The following is a 17,602-nucleotide window of genomic DNA, read 5'->3' as shown; positions in this document are numbered from 1 at the left end:
AATCAAAAAGGAGAACCGCAATGAACGAAGAATTGTTGGACCGTCTGGCGATCCGCGATCTGGTCGAAAACTGGGCGCTGTGGCGCGACGCCGGCGACTGGGAACGCTTCGCCACCGTCTGGCACGACGACGGCGTGATGATGGCCACCTGGTTCCAGGGACCGGCGACGGAATTCATCCGCGTGACCAAAGAGGGCTGGGCCAAGGGCGTGAGCATCCTGCATTTCTTGGGCGGGACCACGATCGACCTGGCGGGCCAGCGCGCCATTGTGCAGACCAAGATGACCATCTCGCAGCGCGCGGACGTGGATGGCGTGCCGTGCGATGTCGTGTGCACCGGCCGCTTCTATGACTTCATCGAGAAGCGCGGCGGCCGTTGGGGCGTCGTGCTGCGGCAGCCGATCTACGAGAAGGACCGCATCGACCCGCTGCGGCCGGGAACGAGGCTCGAGCTGGATGCCGCGCGCCTGGCGGAGTTCCCGGCGGGCTACCGGCACCTGGCCTACATCCAGACCCGCATCGGCTACGACGTCAAACGCGACATGCCGCAGCTCACCGGTCCCGAGGTCGAGGCGCTGTACCGGCGCGGCCAGGCCTGGCTGCGCGGCGATGCCATCTAGCACCCGGCAAAAGACCATATCCAACGGGGAGACAATATGGACCGCAGAGAATTTTTATTCAAGGCCTCGGCCGTCGCCGCCGGCATTCCTTTCGCCGGGTGCGCCAGCATGGGGGGCGCAAGCGAAGCCGGCATGATCCTGCGCAACGGCAGGATACATACGCTCGATGCGCGCAACAGCGTCGTAGCGTCGATCGCCTTGAAAGACGGCAAAGTCCTCGCCGTCGGCGCCGACGCCGACACCGCGGTGTTCCAGGGGCCGGGAACGCGTGTCGTCGACCTCGCCGGCCGCGTCGCCATCCCCGGCCTGAACGACTCCCACATGCACCTGATCAACGGCGGGCTGCAATACAACCTCGAAGTCCGCTGGGACGACGTGCCCTCGCTGGCCGACGCCTTGCGCATCCTGCGCGAACAGGCCGAACGCACGCCGCCGGGACAGTGGGTGCGCGTGCTGGGCGGCTGGTCGGAATTCCAGTTCGCCGAGAAGCGCATGCCGACCATCGAGGAACTCAACGCCGTCTCCGGGGACGTGCCGGTCATGGTGCTGCATTTCTACGATACCGCCTTGCTGAACAAGGCCGCGGTGCAGGCGCTCGGTTACACCAAGGATACGCCGCAGCCGGCCGGCGGCGAGATCGTGAAGGATGCGCAGGGCTTGCCGACCGGCGTGATCCTGGCCAAGCCCAGCATGTTCTCGGTGTATTCGGCCATGCGCCGCGCGCCGCAGCTGGGGCACCAGGCTCGGCTGAACTCGATCCGCCAGTTCATGCGCGAGCTGAACCGCCTGGGCCTCACCAGCGTGAGCGACGGCGGCGCCGACAACAACCTGGCCGACTATGCGCTGATGACCGAGCTGGTGCAGGGCCGGCACATGACTGTGCGCCTGGCGTGCAGCATGTTCAGCTTTTCGCCGGGCAAGGAATACGAGGATTTCGAATCGTGGATCAAGCAGGTCAAGCTGACCGACGACCCCTTCTACAAGATCTACGGCATGGGCGAGATCCTCACCTTCTCGGCCTTCGATTCCGCCAACTTCATCCTGCCCCGGCCCGACTTGCGGCCCACGGCGGAAAAGGATTTCGAGAAAGTGATCCGCCTGTTCGTGGAGAAGGGCTGGCCGTTCCGCTTCCACGCCACGTACGACGAATCGATCACGCGTCTGTTGAGCGTGCTGGAGAACGTGAACCGCGACGCGCCGCTCGGCCAGGTGCGCTGGATCCTCGACCACGCGGAAACCATCAGCAAGCGCAACATCGACCGCGTGAAGGCGCTGGGCGGCGGCATCGCGGTGCAGGACCGGCTGTACTTCCAGGGCGAGAGCTTCATCAGGCGCCACGGCGCGGACGCGGCCGGGCGCGCCTCGCCGGTCATGGACATGCTCAAGGCCGATGTACCGGTCGGCGCGGGCACCGACGCCACCCGGATCGCCAGCTACAACCCGTGGATTTCGCTGTACTGGTTCGTCAGCGGCAAGACCGCGGGCGGCGCGCCCCTGGTCGGCGTTTCCAACCGCCTCGACCGCCTGGAGGCCTTGCGCCGCTACACGGTGGGAAGCGCCTGGTTCTCCGGCGAGGAAAAAGTGAAAGGAACGCTGGAGCCGGGCAAGTTCGCCGACCTGGCCGTGCTGTCGGAGGATTACTTCGCGGTGCCGGAGGAGCGCATCAAGAAAATCGAATCGGTGCTGACCGTCATGAACGGGCAGGTGGTCCATGCGAAGGGCGCGTTCAAGCCGCTGGCGCCGCCGGACTTGCCCTACGACCCCGCGTGGTCGCCGGCCGCGGTGGCCCGCGCCGACGAGGGCGCGTACATGGGAACGGCCCTGAAGAGCGGCAGGCATGGCTGCGGCCACGCGCACGGCAACGGCGATTTCTGCGGCGGCGTCACCCATCACCACGGCTGGATCCAGGGCGATGCCGGCGTGTGGACGCTGAGCTGCAATTGCATGGTGGTGTAGGCCTGGGAAAAGCGAAAAGAGAAGAGGGAAGAAAATGAAAGAAAGTGATTTCGTCGCTAAATTCGGCGCCGTATTGGGGCGTGTTCTTATCGGGATCGTCTATATCGCGAACGGCATCGGGCTCTTGGGATCGTTCCACGGCGTCGCCGCGATGATGGCCGGCAAGGCCATACCGCTACCCACGGTGTTCCTGGGCCTCACCATCCTCGCGTGGCTAGTCGGCGGCGCCTGCGTCATTCTCGGCTGGCGCTTGCGGCTTGCCGCTTCGGTGCTTTTCCTGCTCACCATTCCCGTCCTTGCCGGCATCCACGGGCCGTGGAACGCCGATGCGAATGCCTTTCAAAATGAAATGAACCACTTTCTGAAGGGGCTGGCGATGCTGGGCGGCCTGGCATATCTGGCGGCCTTCGGGCCTGGTGAGTTTTACATTGGGCGGAATCGCCGCCATGCCCAACTCAAAGCAATTCAGGAGGGATAAACCATGGCGCACAAGGCAAAGAATATTCACGCGCAGACATCGTCGACGTGGATGAAACGTATTCTTCCGTGGATTGCGGTTCTTGCCGTGTCGACGACAGCCAATCCAGTCATGGCCGGAACCGATGTGGCGGCCATGGAAACCAAGACCATTGCGGCCTTCCACAAGGATAGCTTTGGGAACCGGCAAGGAAACGCGGTTCGGGGCAAGCAGATCGCCACGCAAGCCTGTGCCCAATGCCATGGCGCCGAGGGCAATGCCGTCAGCAGCGCTTTCCCTAGTCTTTCCGCGCAATTGCCCAATTATCTCGCTTCGCAACTGATGCTCTTCAAAACAGGGCAGCGCCGCAGCCCCGTCATGCATGCCATCGCGACGAACCTGGCCGCCGGCGACATGCTGGATGTGGCCGCCTATTACGCGTCGCAATCGCCGGGAAAGCCCTATGAGTCCACCAATGCGGAACTGCTGGCGCACGGGGAAAAACTGTACCGGGAGGGCGATTTAAAGCGCGGTATTCCGGCGTGTACCTGGTGCCATGGTCCGGGCGGCGGTGCGACCTCGTCGATTTTCCCCAGGATAGGCGGTCAATCCCCGATCTATCTCGAAGTCGTGCTGGACGTTCTCAAAACCAAGCAGTTCCATATCCAGGAAGCTTATGTGATGAAAGCCATTCTGACGAATCTGAGCCGCGAAGACATCAAGGCGGTGTCGGAGTACACGTCGACACTGACCGCCGCGAAGCCCGAGAGCACGCGTTAAGGGCAAACGCACTTCCGTCCCGCAAAACCGCGCCGCCATCGGCCCCGTACACATCTCTACATCAAACAAAAGGAACTCCTATGACCACCATCGCTATTGTCTTCCACTCCGGCTACGGACATACCAAGCGCGTCGCCGACCATGTGCTGATCGGCGCCGCGTCGGCGGATGCGAAAGTCGAACTCGTCGCCATCGACAGCGAGGGCAATATTCCCGACGCCGCCTGGGAAACGCTGAAGCGCGCCGACGGCATCATCTTCGGCTCGCCCACCTACATGGGCAACGTCTCCTGGCAGTTCAAAAAGTTCGCCGACGCCTCCAGCAAGACCTGGTTCAAAATGGAATGGAAAGGCAAGGTCGCCGCCGGATTCACCAATTCGGCCAGCCTGAACGGCGACAAGGGCTCGACCATTTCCTACCTGTCGACCTTCGCCGCCCACCACAAGATGCTCTGGACCGGAACCGACATGCACCCGTCCGCCGAGAAATCGTCGACCCGCGACGACATCAACCATCTCGGCGGCTATCTTGGCCTGCTGGTGGCCACGCCAGGCGACGCCTCGGTCGAGGAGATGATACCCGGCGACCTTAAAACGGCCGAGGTGTTCGGCGCCAACGTCGCGGCGGTGGTGAAGCGGCTGGCCGACGCCAGCCACGCCAGGTACGCGGCGCAATAGGAGATCGTCATGGGTTTTGGCTTGATCCTTCCGCAGCTGCTGAACGGGCTGCAGTTCGGGATTCTTTTGTTCCTGCTGGCGGCCGGCTTGACGCTGGTGTTCGGCATCATGAGTTTCGTGAACCTGGCGCATGGTTCCCTGTACATGCTGGGCGCGTATTTCGCGGCGACGGCATACAGCCTGACCGCATCGTTCACGGCCGCCGTGCTGGCGGCCGTGGGCGGCTGCGTCGTGCTGGGCGTGGTGATTGAACGGGTGGCCGTCTCGCGCCTGTACAGCCGCGACCACCTCGACCATGTGCTGGCGACGTTCGGCATGGTGTTGTTCTTCAACGAGGCCGTCCGCATGATCTGGGGCCCGCAGGCCTACTTCCTGCCGGTGCCCGCCGCCCTCGAGGGCACGGTCGACCTGTTCGGCATCACCTATCCCGCCTACCGCTTCGCCATCATCGCCGTCGGCCTGGCGGTGGCGGTCGGCGCCCATTACCTGATGCACGGCACCCGGCTGGGCATGCTGATCCGCGCCGGCGCGGTCAACCCGGCGATGGTGGGCGCGCTGGGCGTGAACATCAAGCTGCTCAACGCGCTGCTGTTCGCGCTGGGCGCGGCGATGGCGGGGCTGGCCGGCGTGATGGCCGCGCCCATCCTGTCGGTCCAGGCCGGCATGGGCGAGCCGGTGCTGATCACGACGCTGGTCGTGATCGTGATCGGCGGCATCGGTTCCGTCAGCGGCGCCTTCTATGCCGCGCTGATCGTCGGCGTGGCCGACACCCTGGGCCGCGCCTTCCTGCCGACCCTGCTGCGCGAACTGATGAGCCGCGATCTCGCCAACGCGGCGGGGCCGGCAATGGCCTCGATGCTGGTCTATATACTGATGGCGGTCGTGCTCGCGTTCCGTCCGGAAGGCTTGTTCCCCGCAGGGAGGAAATCATGATGCAAACCAAACCATCCCTGTTACGGATCTCGGTCGCGCTGCCGCTGTCGCTGTTCGGCGCGCTGATCCTGCTGCCCTTTGTCGCGCACGCGATGGAGCAACCCTTCTACGTGGTATTCACGGCCCGCGTCGTCATCTATGCGGTTGCCGCGACCTCGCTCAACCTCGCCTTGGGGTACGGCGGCCTGGTCAGCTTCGGCCATGCGCTGTTTCTCGGGCTAGGCGCCTACAGCGTCGCGATCCCGGCGTTCTACGGCATCGACAACGGCTGGATCCATTTGCTGGTCTGCATCGTCGCCTGCGGCCTGGTCGGGCTGGTGACCGGCGCGATCAGCCTGCGCACGACGGGCATCGCCTTCATCATGATCACGCTGGCCTTCGCGCAGATGGGCTATTTCGTCTTCGTCAGCCTGAAGCATTACGGCGGCGACGACGGCACCACCATCTCGGCCACCTCGAAATTCTTCGGCTGCGACCTGGGGCAGCCGAACACCATCTATGCCTGTGCGCTGACGGTGCTCGCGCTCGCCACCTGGTGGATGGCGCGGCTGCGCGTTTCCCCGTTCGGCATGGTGCTGCGCGGCGCGAAAATGAACGCGCGGCGTGTCAATGCCATCGGCCTGCCGGCGCGGCGGTACCTGCTGTCCGCCTACGTGCTGTCGGCCATCCTGTGCGGCATCGCCGGCATGCTGCTGGCCAACCTGAATGCCTTCGCCTCGCCCAGTACCTTGTCGTGGATCGTCTCGGGGGACCTGATCGTCATGGTGGTGCTGGGCGGCCTCGGCGCGGTGCATGGCGCGCTGCTGGGCGCCGCCGCCCTCATGGGCATGGAAGAGGCCATCAAGCACTTCACCGAGCACTGGATGGCGATCTTCGGTCCGGCGATCGTGCTGATCGCCCTGCTGGGCAAGGCCGGCATCGCCGGCTTCCTGGCGGGTATCGATGCCCGCTTGGCGCGCGGGCGTGCCGGCGGTGTCTGGCTGGTGCGGAAAACCGCGGGAGAACAGCCATGACCGACACCCTGTTGCGCACCGAATCGCTGGTCAAGCGCTACGGCGGCCTGCTGGTCACCGACCATGTCTCGCTCGACATCCGGCCGGGCGAACTGCACGCCATCATCGGCCCCAACGGCGCCGGCAAGACCACGCTGATCAACCAGCTCTCGGGCGAGCTGTTTTCCAACGAGGGCAAGGTGGTGTTCGCCGGCAAGGACGTCACGGCGCTGCCCATCCACCGCCGCGCGCGGATGGGCTTGCTGCGCTCCTACCAGATCACCTCGATTTTCGAAGGCTTCACCGTGCGCGAGAACGCGGTGCTGGCCGCGCTGGGGGCGAAGGAACACGCGTTTCGCTTCTGGCGCCCCATGCTCGGCCGCGACGCGGCCGTGGCGGCCGCCGACGAGGCGCTGCGGGCGGCGGGCCTGGCGGCGCGCGCCGATACACCGGCGGCCGATCTCGCCTACGGCCAGCGGCGGCAGCTGGAACTGGCGATGGCGCTGGCGGCGCAACCGAAGTTCCTGTTGCTGGACGAGCCCATGGCCGGCATGAGCGTGCAGGAATCGGGCGCGGTCGTCGAATTGCTGAAAGGCTTGAAGGGCCGCTATTCGATCTTGCTGATCGAGCACGACATGGACGCGGTGTTCGCGCTGGCCGACCGGATCACCGTGCTGGTCTACGGACGCGTGATGTTCACCGGCACGCCCGACGAGATCCGGGAGAACCCGGAAGTCAAGGCCATCTATCTCGGTGAAGAAAGCACACAGGAATGCATCCCATGACCACTTTGCTCGAAATCCAGAATGTGCACGCCTCCTACGGGCATGCGCAGGCGCTGTTTGGCGTCTCCCTCGACGTCAGGGCCGGCGAAGTCGTCACGCTGCTCGGGCGCAACGGCATGGGCCGTTCCACCACCATCAAATGCCTGTTCGGCCTGTTGCCGGTCAAGGCGGGCGGCATCCGGTTCGCCGGGCAGCCTGTCGATACGCTCGCGTCGCACCGGATCGCAAGGCTGGGACTGGGCCTGGTTCCCGAAGGCCGCCAGGTGTTTCCCAATCTGACGGTTGAGGAAAACCTGGTGGCCACGGCGCGCGCCGGCCGGGACCGGGGATCGCCCCGCGGGGAGTGGACGCTGGAGCGGGTGTACGGCTTCTTCCCGCGCCTGAGGGAGCGCCGCGGCAACCTGGGATGGCAGCTTTCCGGCGGCGAGCAGCAGATGCTCGCGATCGGCCGCGCGCTGATGACCAATCCGACACTGCTGGTGCTGGACGAGGCCACCGAAGGACTGGCGCCCATGATGCGCGCGGAAATCTGGCGCGCCCTGGGCGAGCTGAAACGCGAAGGCCTGTCGCAGATCGTGATCGACAAGAACGTCGGCGCGCTGCTGAATTTAGCCGACCGGCACTTCGTGATGGAAAAGGGGAAAGTGGTGTGGAGCGGCGATTCGGCCGCCTTGCGCCAGGAGCCCGACATCATCCACCAGTACCTGGGAGTCTAGCCCGTTCAGTGGCCGCGCGAGGCGTCCCCACCCGACCCGTATCGCATCAGGCCTTGCTTGAGATGCTCCAGGGTCGTGGCGCCCAGTTCCTCCCGCATTTCCTGTTCGGATTGCTTGATGGCTATTTCAAAGGCTTTCAGCCACGCCAGCCCGGCTGGTGTGAAATGCACGATCCTGGCGCGCTTGTCGTCCGGGTCCGGGACGCGTTCAACCAGGCCGATCGCCTCCAGTTGTCCGATCAGTTCGCCCACCGATTGTTTTGTGATGCCGGCCCGCTTCGCGATCTCCGTGGCGCGCGTTCCGCCCGCGTCCAGGTTGCGGGTGATCGCCACCTGGCTCAAGGAGACGTCGTCGTAGCCGGCTTCGGCCATCACTTCCAGCACCCGTTTTTCAAACCGCTGCACAGCCATGTTCAGCAGGCGGCCGATGTTACCGTGCCGCCACTGATACGCCTGGGCGCTGTCGGCCGGGGATGCCATGGTCTTCGCGTTCTTTTTTGCTGCCGTCATTTTTTTCATAGAGAGAGTCGAAACCGGCCGGTGTTCCGGCCGGTCACATCATACCCGCTTGCGACCGGGCATGACCCGCGCCGCGAACCCAACACCTTCTTGACTATTTTGGTCAGCCTACCTTACTATTCAAATTAAGTAAGGAATCCTTACTACTTTACGCGACGTTCCACATCGGATAAGGAAAGAGGTTTATATGCTGCCTGTCAAAAGTTCAGTTGTAATAGTTGGAGGAGGCCCCTGCGGCCTGATGCTCGCGAACGAGTTGGGCCGGCGCGGGATCGACACGGTATTGGTGGACGAAAAGCGCGGCACCGCCTTCAACCCGCAAGCCAACGCCACGCAGGCCCGCACGATGGAGCATTTCCGGCGCCTCGGTTTCGCCGACGACATACGAAGCCTGGGCTTGCCGGCGGACTACCCCACCGACATCGCCTACTTCACCCGCTTCTGCGGGCACGAAATCGCCAGGTTCAAGCTGCCGTCGGCCAAGGAGGCGAAGGAGAAGGTCAACTCCCTGGCGGGCTCCTGGAGCACGGCCGAATTGCCCCACCGCGTGTCGCAGAAATTCGTCGAGGCGGTGTTGCGCAAGCAGGCCGAGCGGCTTCCCGGCGTGTCGGTCAACTACGGCTGGCGCATGACCGCCTTCCGGCAATTCGGCAGCCATGTCGAGGTCGACGTCGAACGCGTCGAGGACGGGTTTAGTCAGACCCTGACCGCCGGCTACATGGTGGGCGCCGACGGTCCGCGCAGCAAGACGCGCGAGGAACTCGGTTTTCAATACACCGGCGAGACCGGCGTCATCCGGGATTTCATGGGCGGGCGCATGTACGCGATTTATGCCCGCTGCCCGGAACTGTACCGTGTCAGCCCGCATCCGCCGGCGTGGATGAATGTCTGCTTCAACACCGAGCGCAGGGCATTCATGGCGGCCGTCGATGGCAAGGGCGAATTCGCCTTCCACACGCAACTCAAGCCGCATGAAGCGGAAATGGACGTGAGCGAAGACGATGCCCGCCGCATGTTCCAGGCCGCCGCCGGCGCCCCGGTGGAGGTGGAAATCCTGTCGCGCGGATCGTGGACGGCCGGCCATTCACTGGTCAGCAACCACTTCCGCTCGGGCCGCGTGCTCCTCGGCGGGGACGCGGCCCACCTGTTCACGCCGGCCGGCGGGCTGGGCTACAACACGGCGATCGAGGACGCGGTCAACCTGGCCTGGAAACTCGCCGCCGTGATCAAGGACCAGGCCTCGGCCACGCTGCTCGACAGCTATGAGGCGGAACGCCGGCCGGTCGCGAAACGAAACACGAATTACGCCAAAACCTTCGCCGATTCCCTCGGGCTGTTCAAGCCCGTGCCGGAGATCGAGGAAGACAGCCCGGCCGGCGTCCGCGCCCGGCAAGAGGCGGGACCCTATTTCGAGGCGCATGGCCGCGCCGAGTTCAATATTCCCGGCGTCACGTTCGGCGGCCGTTATGACGGCTCCCCGGCCATCGTGTCGGACGGCACCGTGCCGCCGCCCGACAAGGCGAACGAATACATCCCGAGCGCCTGCCCCGGAGGGCGTCCGCCCCACCTGTGGCTGCCGGACGGCAGTTCGCTGTACGACTCCTTCGGCTTCGAGTGGACCTTGCTGTGCCTGGGCGCCGGGGCGGGCGATGGCAACGCCATGGTCGAGGAAGCCAGGCGGAGAAGGATCGACTTGAAGGTGGCGGTGCCGCATCTGCCCGAGGCGCGGGAGCTTTACGAGGCGGATTTCGCGTTGATCCGGCCGGACCAGATCGTCGCCTGGCGCGGCAATTCCTGCGCCGCGGCGGCCGAGATATTCCATCAAATATTAGGTAACTGAGCAAAGGCGAGTCCATGCAAAACCTGAATGAAGACACGATTACCCAAGCCGTCATCGCCCAAATCGCCGACACGCCGGACCCGCGGCTCAAGCGGATCCTGACCAGCCTGGTCCAGCATCTGCACGGCTTTGCGCGCGAAGTGGCGTTGTCCGAGGACGAGTGGCTGGCGGCGATCCAGTTCCTGACGCGGACCGGCCACATGTGCAATGACAAGCGCCAGGAATTCATCCTGCTGTCCGATACCCTCGGCTTGTCGACGCTGACCATGGCCATGAACAACCGCAAGCCGCCGGGATGCACGGAGTCGACCGTGTTCGGTCCCTTCCATGTCGAGAACGCGCCGGTCTTTGCGCTGGGCGCCGACGTCGCCAACGGCGCAAAGGGCGAGCCTTGCTTCGTGTCCGGCGTGATACGCGGCATAGGCGGCGAGCCGTTGCCGCATGCGCGCATCGAAGTGTGGCAAGCCGACGAGGATGGATACTATGACGTGCAATACGCCGGACTGGACCAGCACCAGGGGCGCGGCGTCCTGTTCGCCGACCAGGACGGGCGCTACCACTTCCGTTCCATCGTGGCCGAACCCTATCCGATTCCGCACGACGGTCCGGTCGGCGACATGCTGCGCGCAACGGCCAGGCATCCGTGGCGGCCCGCCCACCTGCATTTCATGATCAAGCGGGAGGGTTACCAGACCCTGATCACCCATGTCTTCCGCGGCGGCGGCACCTATCTCGATTCGGACGCCGTTTTCGGGGTCCGGTCCACGCTGATCGCCGACTGGGTACGCCATGAGCCGGGGCAGGCGCCCGACGGTACGCGGATGGAAATCCCCTTTTACACGCTGGAGTACGACTTCGTGCTCAATCCGGCGGCCGGCTCCAGTCGCGGAGGCCGCGCATGATCAAGCACATCGTGATGTGGAATCTGCGCGGCGACACCGCCCGGCACAAGGCCGAGGCGGCCGCGCTGGTCAAGCAAGTCTTCGAAGGACTGAAGGGCAAGGTGCCAGGGCTGCGCCACATCGAAATCGGCGTCGATTCCAGCCGGGTCGATTACGCGTGCGATGTCGTGCTGTACAGCGAATTCGAATCGCGGGAGGCGCTCGACGCCTATGCCACCCACCCGGAACACCTGCGCGCCAAGGAGGCGCTGGGCGATCTGCGGATCGCCCGCCACCAGGTGGACTACGGTGCTTAACAAGCGTCAACTCAAGGAGAGCCAGATGTTGGAGTTCACTTACGAAAACCGCATGCCGCGCGTGATATTCGAGCGGGGCGCGCTGCGGCACCTGCAACGGGAAGTGGAATTACTCGGCGCCACCAGGGCACTGGTGCTGTCGACGCCCGACCAACTGCCGCAGGCCGAGATGGTGGCGGAAAAGCTGGGTCCGCGTTGCGCCGGCGTCTTCGCCGAAGCGGTCATGCACGTGCCGATCGAAACGGCGCGCGCCGCGCGCGACGAGGCGCGCCGCGTCGGGGCGGACTGCGCCGTCGCCATCGGCGGCGGCTCCACCATCGGGCTGGGCAAAGCCATCGCGCTCGAGTCCGGCCTGCCCATCCTGGCGATACCGACCACCTACGCCGGCTCGGAAATGACGCCGATCTACGGCATCACGGAGGCCGGCGTCAAGAAAACCGGCAAGGACCCGCGCGTGCTGCCGCAAACCGTGCTCTACGATCCCGAGCTGAGCGCGACGCTGCCCTTTGCGCTATCGGTGACCAGCGGCATCAACGCGATCGCGCACGCCGCCGAGGGGCTGTATGCGCGGGACGGCAATCCCATCATGGACCTGCTCGCGCTCGAGGGCATCCGCGCGCTGGCGCAAGGCTTGCCCAGGCTGAAGGACCAGCCGGACCACACCGAGGGCCGCGACGCATGCCTGTACGGAGCCTGGCTGTGCGGCACGGTGCTGGGCAATGTCGGCATGGCCTTGCATCACAAGCTCTGCCACACGCTGGGCGGCGCCTTCAGTCTGCCGCACGCCGAAACGCACACGGTCATCCTGCCGCACGCGCTGGCGTACAACGCCCGCGCCGTCCCCGCCGTCATGCGGCGTATCGCGACCGCCATCGGCGCGGAGGAGGCCGCCACCGGGATGTGGCGTCTGGCGCGGAGCCTGGGGGCGCCGGTCGCGCTGCGCGACATCGGCATGCGGCATGAGGACTTGGCGCGGGCTGTGGAATTGGCGACGACGGCCGCCTATCCCAATCCGCGGCCGCTGGAGGCCGCCGCCTTGCGCGGTCTGCTCGAACGCGCGTACGCCGGGGAGCCGCCCGGGATGGATGGCCAGGAATCGCCGGGGGCGGGGCACGGTGGTCGTGGCGCTACGTTAAAATAGAGCCTGAACTGTTTTAACGATTGGAAATATCATGGCCCCAGCGATCCCGCCCTCCGAGTCCCTCATCGAATATCCCAGCGATTTCCCGATCAAGGTGATGGGGCCGACCCATGACGACTTCGCGGCCGCCGTCGTGGCCGTCGTGCTCAAGCACGATCCCACTTTCCATGAAGGCAAGATGGAAGTGCGGCCGTCGGCCAAGGGCAATTACACCGGCCTGACCGTGACCGTGCTGGCCACCAGCCGTCCGCAGCTGGATGCGCTGTACACCGAGCTGTCCGGCCACCCGATGGTCAAGATCGTCATGTAGGACGCGGCTTCCCGGCGGTGTCGGCGGTTTTTTCGCCGCGTTGCCCAGCCGCCCTAGCCCAGCCGCAACTCCCGTTCGAACTGGGCGATCTCGGCCAGCATCCACGTCCGGAACGCGCGCACCTGCGGTTTGTCCGCCGCGGCGGGCGGGCTGACGAAGTAATAATCGTCCGGACTGGGCGTGGCCACGTCGAACAGCCGCACCAGCTGGCCGGACGCGATCTCCTGCATCGCCACCACATGGCGCACCAGCGCCACGCCGTCGCCGTCCACGGCCGAGCGTATCAGCATCGACAAATCCTCGTACATCACGCCGCCCGACGGCTCGGGCAGGCGCAGGCCCGCCGCGCGGAACCAGGGCGTCCACGGCTCGTTCGAGCGCAGCAGCGTGGCCTGCGCCAGCTCGGCCGGCGTGCGCGGCAGGGCGCCGCCCCGGTAGGACGGGCTGACGGCCGGGTAATAGATGTCGCCCATCAGTCGCTGCGCCACCAGGCCCGGATAGCGTCCCCGGCCGAAGCGGATGCCGATGTCGATCGCCGCCCGCTCCAGGTCCTCCAGGTGGCCGCTGGCCTGCAGCAACACCTCCACGCCCGGATGCAAGTCGATGAAGCGTCCCAGGCGCGGCGCCAGCCAGCGCGCCGCGAAGGAGGGAATGGCGGAAATCGACAGGCGCTGGCAGCCGTGGTCCGGCCGCAAGGCGTCGGCGCCGGCCGCGATGTCGGCGAAGGCCTTGCCCAGCACCTGGGCGAAGCGCAGCCCGTCGGCCGTCACCGTCACGTGGCGGCCGTTGCGGACGAACAAGCGCGTGCCGAGTTCCTCCTCCAACGCGCGCACCTGATGGCTGATCGCCCCGTGCGTCAGGTGCAGCTCGTCGGCGGCGCGCGAGAAGTTCTGGTGCCGCGCCGCCGCCTCGAAGGCGCGCAACGCTGAAAAATTAGGCAGTTTCATGTGAATGGAACTAACAAGGACAGTCAAAATATATCGTTATGATGGCACTGCGACAAGCATTACCATGTGAGCAGATTTCAACTCACGCCGGAGCGCAGCCATGACCCTCAAACTCTACGTCGACAGCCTGCACGGCAGTCCCTACGCCATGTCCGTTTTCGTCACCCTGAAGGAAAAAGGGCTGCCGTTCGAGCTGGAGACTATCGATCTGGAAGCCGGCCACAACCTGGCGCAGCCCTACCGCGACCTGGCGCTGACGGCGCGCGTGCCGGCGCTGGTGCATGACGGTTTCGTGCTGACCGAATCAAGCGCCATCAGCGAATACCTGGACGAGGTGTTCCCCGCGCCCGAATACCACGCCGTCTATCCCCGCAACTCGCAGCGCCGCGCGCAAGCCAGGCAGATCCAGGCCTGGCTGCGCAGCGACCTGATGCCGATCCGCGCCGAGCGCAGCACCATGAGCGTGTTTTATGGCCAGGCCACGGGGCCGCTCAGCGCCGAGGCGCGCGCCGCCGCCGACAAGCTGATCCGCGCGGCGGACAGGCTGGTGGACGGCCCCAACCTGTTCACCCGCTGGTGCATCGCCGACACCGACCTGGCGCTGATGCTCAACCGCCTCATCATGAACGGCGACGAGGTCCCGCAAAAGCTGAAGGACTACGCCGCCGGCCAATGGCAGCGCGACCCCGTCCAATCCTGGCTGAAGCTGCTAAAAACACAAAATTAACCCAGGGGTATTTTCGGAAAACACCCCTGGGGTAATTTTCGCCAGTTCTGCTGAGAAAATAGGCACGGTGGGAAAGTAATTCGGGACTGACTTATAATGGCGGGGTTGTCCAACCCTGTCCCGCCCATGTCTACTGCCCCGGCGCTGATACGCCAGCTTGGCCTTGCCGAGTACGAACCCATCTTCGCGGCGATGCGCGCGTTCACCGACGCGCGCGCCGCCGATACGCCCGATGAACTGTGGATCGTCGAGCATCCGCCCGTCTTCACGCTGGGCCTGGGCGCCGACCGCGGCCACCTGCTGGCCGGCGCCAGCAGCATCCCCGTGGTGCAGACCGACCGCGGCGGCGAGGTCACCTTCCACGGCCCAGGCCAAGTCGTGATCTACCTGCTGATGGACCTGCGCCGCAACAAGCCGGGCGGCAAGCTGTACGCCCGCCAGTTCGTCCATAAAATCGAGCAGGCGATCATCAACGTCTTGCGGGCGTATAATCTCGACGGTGAGCGCGTGGACGGCGCGCCGGGCATCTACATCGCCGGCGGACCGAAAAAGGGCGCGAAAATCGCCGCGCTGGGCCTGAAAGTGCGCGGCAACGGCTGCACCTACCACGGGGTGTCGCTGAACGTGGGCATGGATCTTGCGCCGTTCTCCTGGATTAATCCCTGCGGCTATGCCGGACTGGAAACCATAGACATGCGTTCTATGGGCGTGGAGGCGCCGCTGGCCGATGTGCAGCTGGCGCTGGCCAACGAATTGGCACACCTGCTTCACGCAACCGAGCCGGACGCCGCATCAACCGTATCAACTTTAGAGCCCGCCAGGGCAAGCAGCCTATGACCTCCGAGACCACCTCCAGCACCGCCCCAGCTTACAACGCCAGCGAAAAGCAAAAAGGCGCCAGCAAGACCTCGCGCATTCCGATCAAGATCACGCCGATCGAGCAGATCGAGCGCCTGAAGAAGCCGGACTGGATCCGCGTCAAGGCCGCCTCCACCTCGACCCGTTTCTACGAGATCAAGGACATCCTGCGCGAGAACAAGCTGGTCACCGTGTGCGAGGAGGCCAGCTGCCCCAACATCGGCGAATGCTTCGGCAAGGGCACCGCGACCTTCATGATCATGGGCGACAAGTGCACCCGCCGCTGCCCGTTCTGCGACGTCGGCCACGGCCGCCCGGACCCGCTGGACGTCGACGAGCCGCAAAACCTGGCCAACACCATCGCCAAGCTGCGCCTGAGCTACGTGGTGATCACCTCGGTGGACCGCGACGACCTGCGCGACGGCGGCGCCCAGCACTTCGTCGAGTGCATCACCAAGACCAAGGAACTGTCGCCGAACACCCAGATCGAAGTGCTGGTGCCGGACTTCCGCGGCCGCCTGCAAAAGGCGCTGGACCTCTTCGCCGCCGGCCTGCCGGACGTGATGAACCACAACCTGGAAACCGTGCCCCGCCTGTACAAGGAGGCGCGCCCAGGTTCGGACTATATGCACTCGCTGAAGCTGCTGAAGGACTTCAAGGCCATGTACCCTGGCGTGAAGACCAAGTCCGGCATCATGGTCGGCCTGGGCGAGACCGACGAGGAAATCCTGCAGGTGATGCGCGACATGCGCGAGCACGACATCGACATGCTGACCATCGGCCAGTACCTGGCGCCGTCCAACAGCCACCTGCCGGTGCGCCGCTACGTGCACCCGGACGTGTTCAAGATGTTCGAGGAGGAGGCCTACAAGATGGGCTTCAAGCACGCCGCCGTCGGCGCCATGGTGCGCTCGTCGTACCACGCGGACGAACAGGCGCACAAGGTCCTGGAAAACGCCTAAGGTCGGCGCCGCGCATGGCCGAGGTCCGCATCGAACCGTCCTGGAAGCTCAGGCTCCAGGATGAATTCGAGCAGCCGTACTGGGAAAACCTGACGTCCTTCGTCCGGACCGAGTACGCGGCGGGCCGCTGCTGCCCGCCCGGCAAGCACATCTTCCGCGCCTTCGACCTCACGCCCTTCGACGCCGTCAAGGTCGTCATCCTGGGGCAGGACCCCTACCACACGCCCGGCGCGGCGATGGGCTTCTGCTTCTCGGTCCCGGACGGCAACCGTCCCCAGCCCAGCCTGCAAAACATCTTCCAGGAACTGGCCGACGACGTCGGTGCCGCGCGCACCCGCACCGACCTGTCCGACTGGGCCGAGCAGGGCGTGTTCCTGCTCAACAGCGTGCTGACCGTGCGCGCCCACACGGCCGGATCGCACGCCGGCAAAGGCTGGGAGCACTTCACCGACAGCGCCATCCGCACGCTGTCGCGGGAGCGGGACCAGCTGGTGTTCATCCTGTGGGGCAGCTACGCGATCGCCAAGAAGGCGCTGATCGACACCCGCAAGCACCACGTGATCACCTCGCCGCACCCGTCGCCGCTGTCCGCCCATCGCGGCTTCTTCGGCAGCAAGCCCTTCTCCCGCGCCAACGCCTACCTGTCCGCCAAAGGCAAGACCCCGATCGCCTGGGCCTGACCCCGCGGCAGGGCTTTCTGAACGATCGTGCAAAAATTGATATCATCGTCGCTCCCCCTTCTTGAGAGACCGACCATGCAAACTCCGAAAGTCACCGTCGACGAACTGAACCAGCGCGGCCAGGGCAAGCTGCCCGGCCACCTGGGCATCCAGATCCTGTCCCTCCGCGAAGGCGAACTGGATGCGCAATTCGAGGTGGCGCCCCACCACTTGGCGCCGAACGGCTTCCTGCACGCCGGCAGCGTGGTGACGCTGGCGGACACGGCCTGCGGCTACGCCTGCTACGCCCACATGCCCGAGGGAGCGGAAAACTTCACCACCATCGAGCTCAAATCGAACCACCTGGGCACCGTGCGCGACGGCGTGGTGGCGGTGACGGCCAAGGCGGTGCACCTGGGCCGCACCACCCAGGTGTGGGACGCGACCGTGATCAACCAGGCGACCGGCAAGCCGATTGCGTTGTTCCGCTGCACACAAATGATCCTGTATCCGAAATAAGCGGCGC

General features: G+C 65.2%; 21 protein-coding genes. 19 read left to right on the top strand and 2 right to left on the bottom strand.

The features are described 5' to 3' along the window. The first annotated feature begins 20 nt into the window (after positions 1 to 20). The 9 genes from BM436_RS04105 to BM436_RS04065 all read left to right on the top strand — a co-directional run bounded on the left by BM436_RS04105 (position 21) and on the right by BM436_RS04065 (position 7,916). The gene (locus BM436_RS04105) at positions 21 to 620 is read left to right on the top strand and encodes a nuclear transport factor 2 family protein (RefSeq protein WP_093553827.1); all 600 of its coding nucleotides are present in this window, start codon (positions 21 to 23) and stop codon (positions 618 to 620) included. A gap of 108 nt (positions 621 to 728) precedes the next feature. Next, positions 729 to 2,576 (top strand): amidohydrolase, encoded by a 1,848-nt coding sequence (locus BM436_RS04100; RefSeq protein WP_093554356.1) that lies wholly within the window; start codon positions 729 to 731, stop codon positions 2,574 to 2,576. Between the two features lie 34 nt (positions 2,577 to 2,610). Further along, on the top strand, positions 2,611 to 3,054 hold the full coding sequence (locus tag BM436_RS04095; protein WP_093553825.1) for a DoxX family protein: 444 nt from the start codon (positions 2,611 to 2,613) through the stop codon (positions 3,052 to 3,054). 3 nt (positions 3,055 to 3,057) lie between these two features. Next, positions 3,058 to 3,813, top strand: a complete 756-nt coding sequence (locus tag BM436_RS04090) for a c-type cytochrome (protein WP_093553823.1) — start codon at positions 3,058 to 3,060, stop codon at positions 3,811 to 3,813. Positions 3,814 to 3,893: 80 nt separating this feature from the next. Then, the gene (locus BM436_RS04085) at positions 3,894 to 4,490 is read left to right on the top strand and encodes a flavodoxin family protein (protein WP_093553821.1); all 597 of its coding nucleotides are present in this window, start codon (positions 3,894 to 3,896) and stop codon (positions 4,488 to 4,490) included. A gap of 9 nt (positions 4,491 to 4,499) precedes the next feature. After that, complete coding sequence (locus tag BM436_RS04080; RefSeq protein WP_093553819.1) at positions 4,500 to 5,423, top strand: branched-chain amino acid ABC transporter permease; 924 nt, start codon at positions 4,500 to 4,502, stop codon at positions 5,421 to 5,423. Beyond that, entirely contained in the window at positions 5,423 to 6,436 is a 1,014-nt protein-coding gene (locus BM436_RS04075; protein ID WP_443094101.1) for a branched-chain amino acid ABC transporter permease, read from the top strand. Before BM436_RS04080 ends, BM436_RS04075 begins: the two co-directional genes overlap by 1 nt. Continuing rightward, entirely contained in the window at positions 6,433 to 7,200 is a 768-nt protein-coding gene (locus BM436_RS04070) for an ABC transporter ATP-binding protein (protein ID WP_093553815.1), read from the top strand. Before BM436_RS04075 ends, BM436_RS04070 begins: the two co-directional genes overlap by 4 nt. Beyond that, positions 7,197 to 7,916, top strand: coding sequence for an ABC transporter ATP-binding protein (locus BM436_RS04065; protein WP_093553813.1), 720 nt, complete (start codon positions 7,197 to 7,199; stop codon positions 7,914 to 7,916). Before BM436_RS04070 ends, BM436_RS04065 begins: the two co-directional genes overlap by 4 nt. 5 nt (positions 7,917 to 7,921) lie before the next feature. Here the strand turns inward: BM436_RS04065 and BM436_RS04060 are convergent, their stop codons facing one another. Continuing rightward, positions 7,922 to 8,434: a MarR family winged helix-turn-helix transcriptional regulator gene (locus BM436_RS04060; RefSeq protein ID WP_229489027.1), complete on the bottom strand. Its 513-nt coding sequence runs from the start codon at positions 8,432 to 8,434 to the stop codon at positions 7,922 to 7,924. Positions 8,435 to 8,621: 187 nt separating this feature from the next. Here BM436_RS04060 and BM436_RS04055 point away from each other — a divergent pair, with 187 nt between their 5' ends. Genes BM436_RS04055 through BM436_RS04035 form a run of 5 tightly spaced genes read left to right on the top strand, consistent with a single transcriptional unit; the run spans position 8,622 to position 12,923 of the window. Continuing rightward, positions 8,622 to 10,274 carry an FAD-dependent oxidoreductase gene (locus BM436_RS04055; RefSeq protein WP_093553809.1) on the top strand — a complete coding sequence of 551 codons (1,653 nt, stop codon included), beginning with the start codon at positions 8,622 to 8,624 and terminating at the stop codon, positions 10,272 to 10,274. A gap of 14 nt (positions 10,275 to 10,288) precedes the next feature. Continuing rightward, positions 10,289 to 11,176 carry an intradiol ring-cleavage dioxygenase gene (locus BM436_RS04050; RefSeq protein WP_093553807.1) on the top strand — a complete coding sequence of 296 codons (888 nt, stop codon included), beginning with the start codon at positions 10,289 to 10,291 and terminating at the stop codon, positions 11,174 to 11,176. Beyond that, complete coding sequence (locus tag BM436_RS04045; RefSeq protein ID WP_093553805.1) at positions 11,173 to 11,472, top strand: Dabb family protein; 300 nt, start codon at positions 11,173 to 11,175, stop codon at positions 11,470 to 11,472. Before BM436_RS04050 ends, BM436_RS04045 begins: the two co-directional genes overlap by 4 nt. Before the next feature lie 25 nt (positions 11,473 to 11,497). Continuing rightward, positions 11,498 to 12,613 carry a maleylacetate reductase gene (locus BM436_RS04040; RefSeq protein ID WP_093553803.1) on the top strand — a complete coding sequence of 372 codons (1,116 nt, stop codon included), beginning with the start codon at positions 11,498 to 11,500 and terminating at the stop codon, positions 12,611 to 12,613. Between the two features lie 31 nt (positions 12,614 to 12,644). Further along, on the top strand, positions 12,645 to 12,923 hold the full coding sequence (locus BM436_RS04035; RefSeq protein ID WP_093553801.1) for a DUF493 family protein: 279 nt from the start codon (positions 12,645 to 12,647) through the stop codon (positions 12,921 to 12,923). Positions 12,924 to 12,976: 53 nt separating this feature from the next. Here BM436_RS04035 and gcvA read toward each other — a convergent pair whose 3' ends face one another. Then, a complete protein-coding gene (gene gcvA, locus BM436_RS04030; protein ID WP_093553799.1) occupies positions 12,977 to 13,870 on the bottom strand; it encodes a transcriptional regulator GcvA in 894 nt (297 codons plus the stop codon). A 100-nt stretch (positions 13,871 to 13,970) separates the two neighbouring features. Here gcvA and yfcF point away from each other — a divergent pair, with 100 nt between their 5' ends. From yfcF to BM436_RS04005, 5 genes are all read left to right on the top strand, one after another. Next, positions 13,971 to 14,597 (top strand): glutathione transferase, encoded by a 627-nt coding sequence (yfcF, locus tag BM436_RS04025; protein WP_093553797.1) that lies wholly within the window; start codon positions 13,971 to 13,973, stop codon positions 14,595 to 14,597. A gap of 126 nt (positions 14,598 to 14,723) precedes the next feature. Then, on the top strand, positions 14,724 to 15,434 hold the full coding sequence (gene lipB, locus BM436_RS04020; RefSeq protein ID WP_093553795.1) for a lipoyl(octanoyl) transferase LipB: 711 nt from the start codon (positions 14,724 to 14,726) through the stop codon (positions 15,432 to 15,434). Beyond that, entirely contained in the window at positions 15,431 to 16,417 is a 987-nt protein-coding gene (lipA, locus tag BM436_RS04015) for a lipoyl synthase (RefSeq protein ID WP_093553793.1), read from the top strand. Before lipB ends, lipA begins: the two co-directional genes overlap by 4 nt. 14 nt (positions 16,418 to 16,431) lie before the next feature. Next, positions 16,432 to 17,097, top strand: coding sequence for a uracil-DNA glycosylase (locus BM436_RS04010; RefSeq protein ID WP_093553791.1), 666 nt, complete (start codon positions 16,432 to 16,434; stop codon positions 17,095 to 17,097). A gap of 75 nt (positions 17,098 to 17,172) precedes the next feature. After that, a complete protein-coding gene (locus BM436_RS04005; RefSeq protein ID WP_093553789.1) occupies positions 17,173 to 17,595 on the top strand; it encodes a PaaI family thioesterase in 423 nt (140 codons plus the stop codon). Positions 17,596 to 17,602 lie beyond the last annotated feature (7 nt).

This window comes from Pseudoduganella namucuonensis (assembly GCF_900116645.1).
Lineage (GTDB): Bacteria > Pseudomonadota > Gammaproteobacteria > Burkholderiales > Burkholderiaceae_D > Rugamonas > Rugamonas namucuonensis.
Note: the sequence above shows the minus strand (reverse complement) of the source record. Positions and strands in the feature narration are given on the sequence as shown.

Coding starts and splice junctions, on each gene's coding strand:
- BM436_RS04105 (WP_093553827.1), top strand. CDS start 21: ATGAACGAAGAATTGTTGGACCGTCTGGCGATCCGCGATCTGGTCGAA.
- BM436_RS04100 (WP_093554356.1), top strand. CDS start 729: ATGGGGGGCGCAAGCGAAGCCGGCATGATCCTGCGCAACGGCAGGATA.
- BM436_RS04055 (WP_093553809.1), top strand. CDS start 8,622: ATGCTGCCTGTCAAAAGTTCAGTTGTAATAGTTGGAGGAGGCCCCTGC.
- BM436_RS04090 (WP_093553823.1), top strand. CDS start 3,058: ATGGCGCACAAGGCAAAGAATATTCACGCGCAGACATCGTCGACGTGG.
- BM436_RS04080 (WP_093553819.1), top strand. CDS start 4,500: ATGGGTTTTGGCTTGATCCTTCCGCAGCTGCTGAACGGGCTGCAGTTC.
- BM436_RS04040 (WP_093553803.1), top strand. CDS start 11,498: ATGTTGGAGTTCACTTACGAAAACCGCATGCCGCGCGTGATATTCGAG.
- BM436_RS04045 (WP_093553805.1), top strand. CDS start 11,173: ATGATCAAGCACATCGTGATGTGGAATCTGCGCGGCGACACCGCCCGG.
- gcvA (WP_093553799.1), bottom strand. CDS start 13,870: ATGAAACTGCCTAATTTTTCAGCGTTGCGCGCCTTCGAGGCGGCGGCG.
- BM436_RS04010 (WP_093553791.1), top strand. CDS start 16,432: ATGGCCGAGGTCCGCATCGAACCGTCCTGGAAGCTCAGGCTCCAGGAT.
- BM436_RS04085 (WP_093553821.1), top strand. CDS start 3,894: ATGACCACCATCGCTATTGTCTTCCACTCCGGCTACGGACATACCAAG.
- lipB (WP_093553795.1), top strand. CDS start 14,724: ATGTCTACTGCCCCGGCGCTGATACGCCAGCTTGGCCTTGCCGAGTAC.
- BM436_RS04075 (WP_443094101.1), top strand. CDS start 5,423: ATGCAAACCAAACCATCCCTGTTACGGATCTCGGTCGCGCTGCCGCTG.
- BM436_RS04070 (WP_093553815.1), top strand. CDS start 6,433: ATGACCGACACCCTGTTGCGCACCGAATCGCTGGTCAAGCGCTACGGC.
- BM436_RS04065 (WP_093553813.1), top strand. CDS start 7,197: ATGACCACTTTGCTCGAAATCCAGAATGTGCACGCCTCCTACGGGCAT.
- BM436_RS04035 (WP_093553801.1), top strand. CDS start 12,645: ATGGCCCCAGCGATCCCGCCCTCCGAGTCCCTCATCGAATATCCCAGC.
- BM436_RS04060 (WP_229489027.1), bottom strand. CDS start 8,434: ATGAAAAAAATGACGGCAGCAAAAAAGAACGCGAAGACCATGGCATCC.
- BM436_RS04095 (WP_093553825.1), top strand. CDS start 2,611: ATGAAAGAAAGTGATTTCGTCGCTAAATTCGGCGCCGTATTGGGGCGT.
- BM436_RS04050 (WP_093553807.1), top strand. CDS start 10,289: ATGCAAAACCTGAATGAAGACACGATTACCCAAGCCGTCATCGCCCAA.
- yfcF (WP_093553797.1), top strand. CDS start 13,971: ATGACCCTCAAACTCTACGTCGACAGCCTGCACGGCAGTCCCTACGCC.
- lipA (WP_093553793.1), top strand. CDS start 15,431: ATGACCTCCGAGACCACCTCCAGCACCGCCCCAGCTTACAACGCCAGC.
- BM436_RS04005 (WP_093553789.1), top strand. CDS start 17,173: ATGCAAACTCCGAAAGTCACCGTCGACGAACTGAACCAGCGCGGCCAG.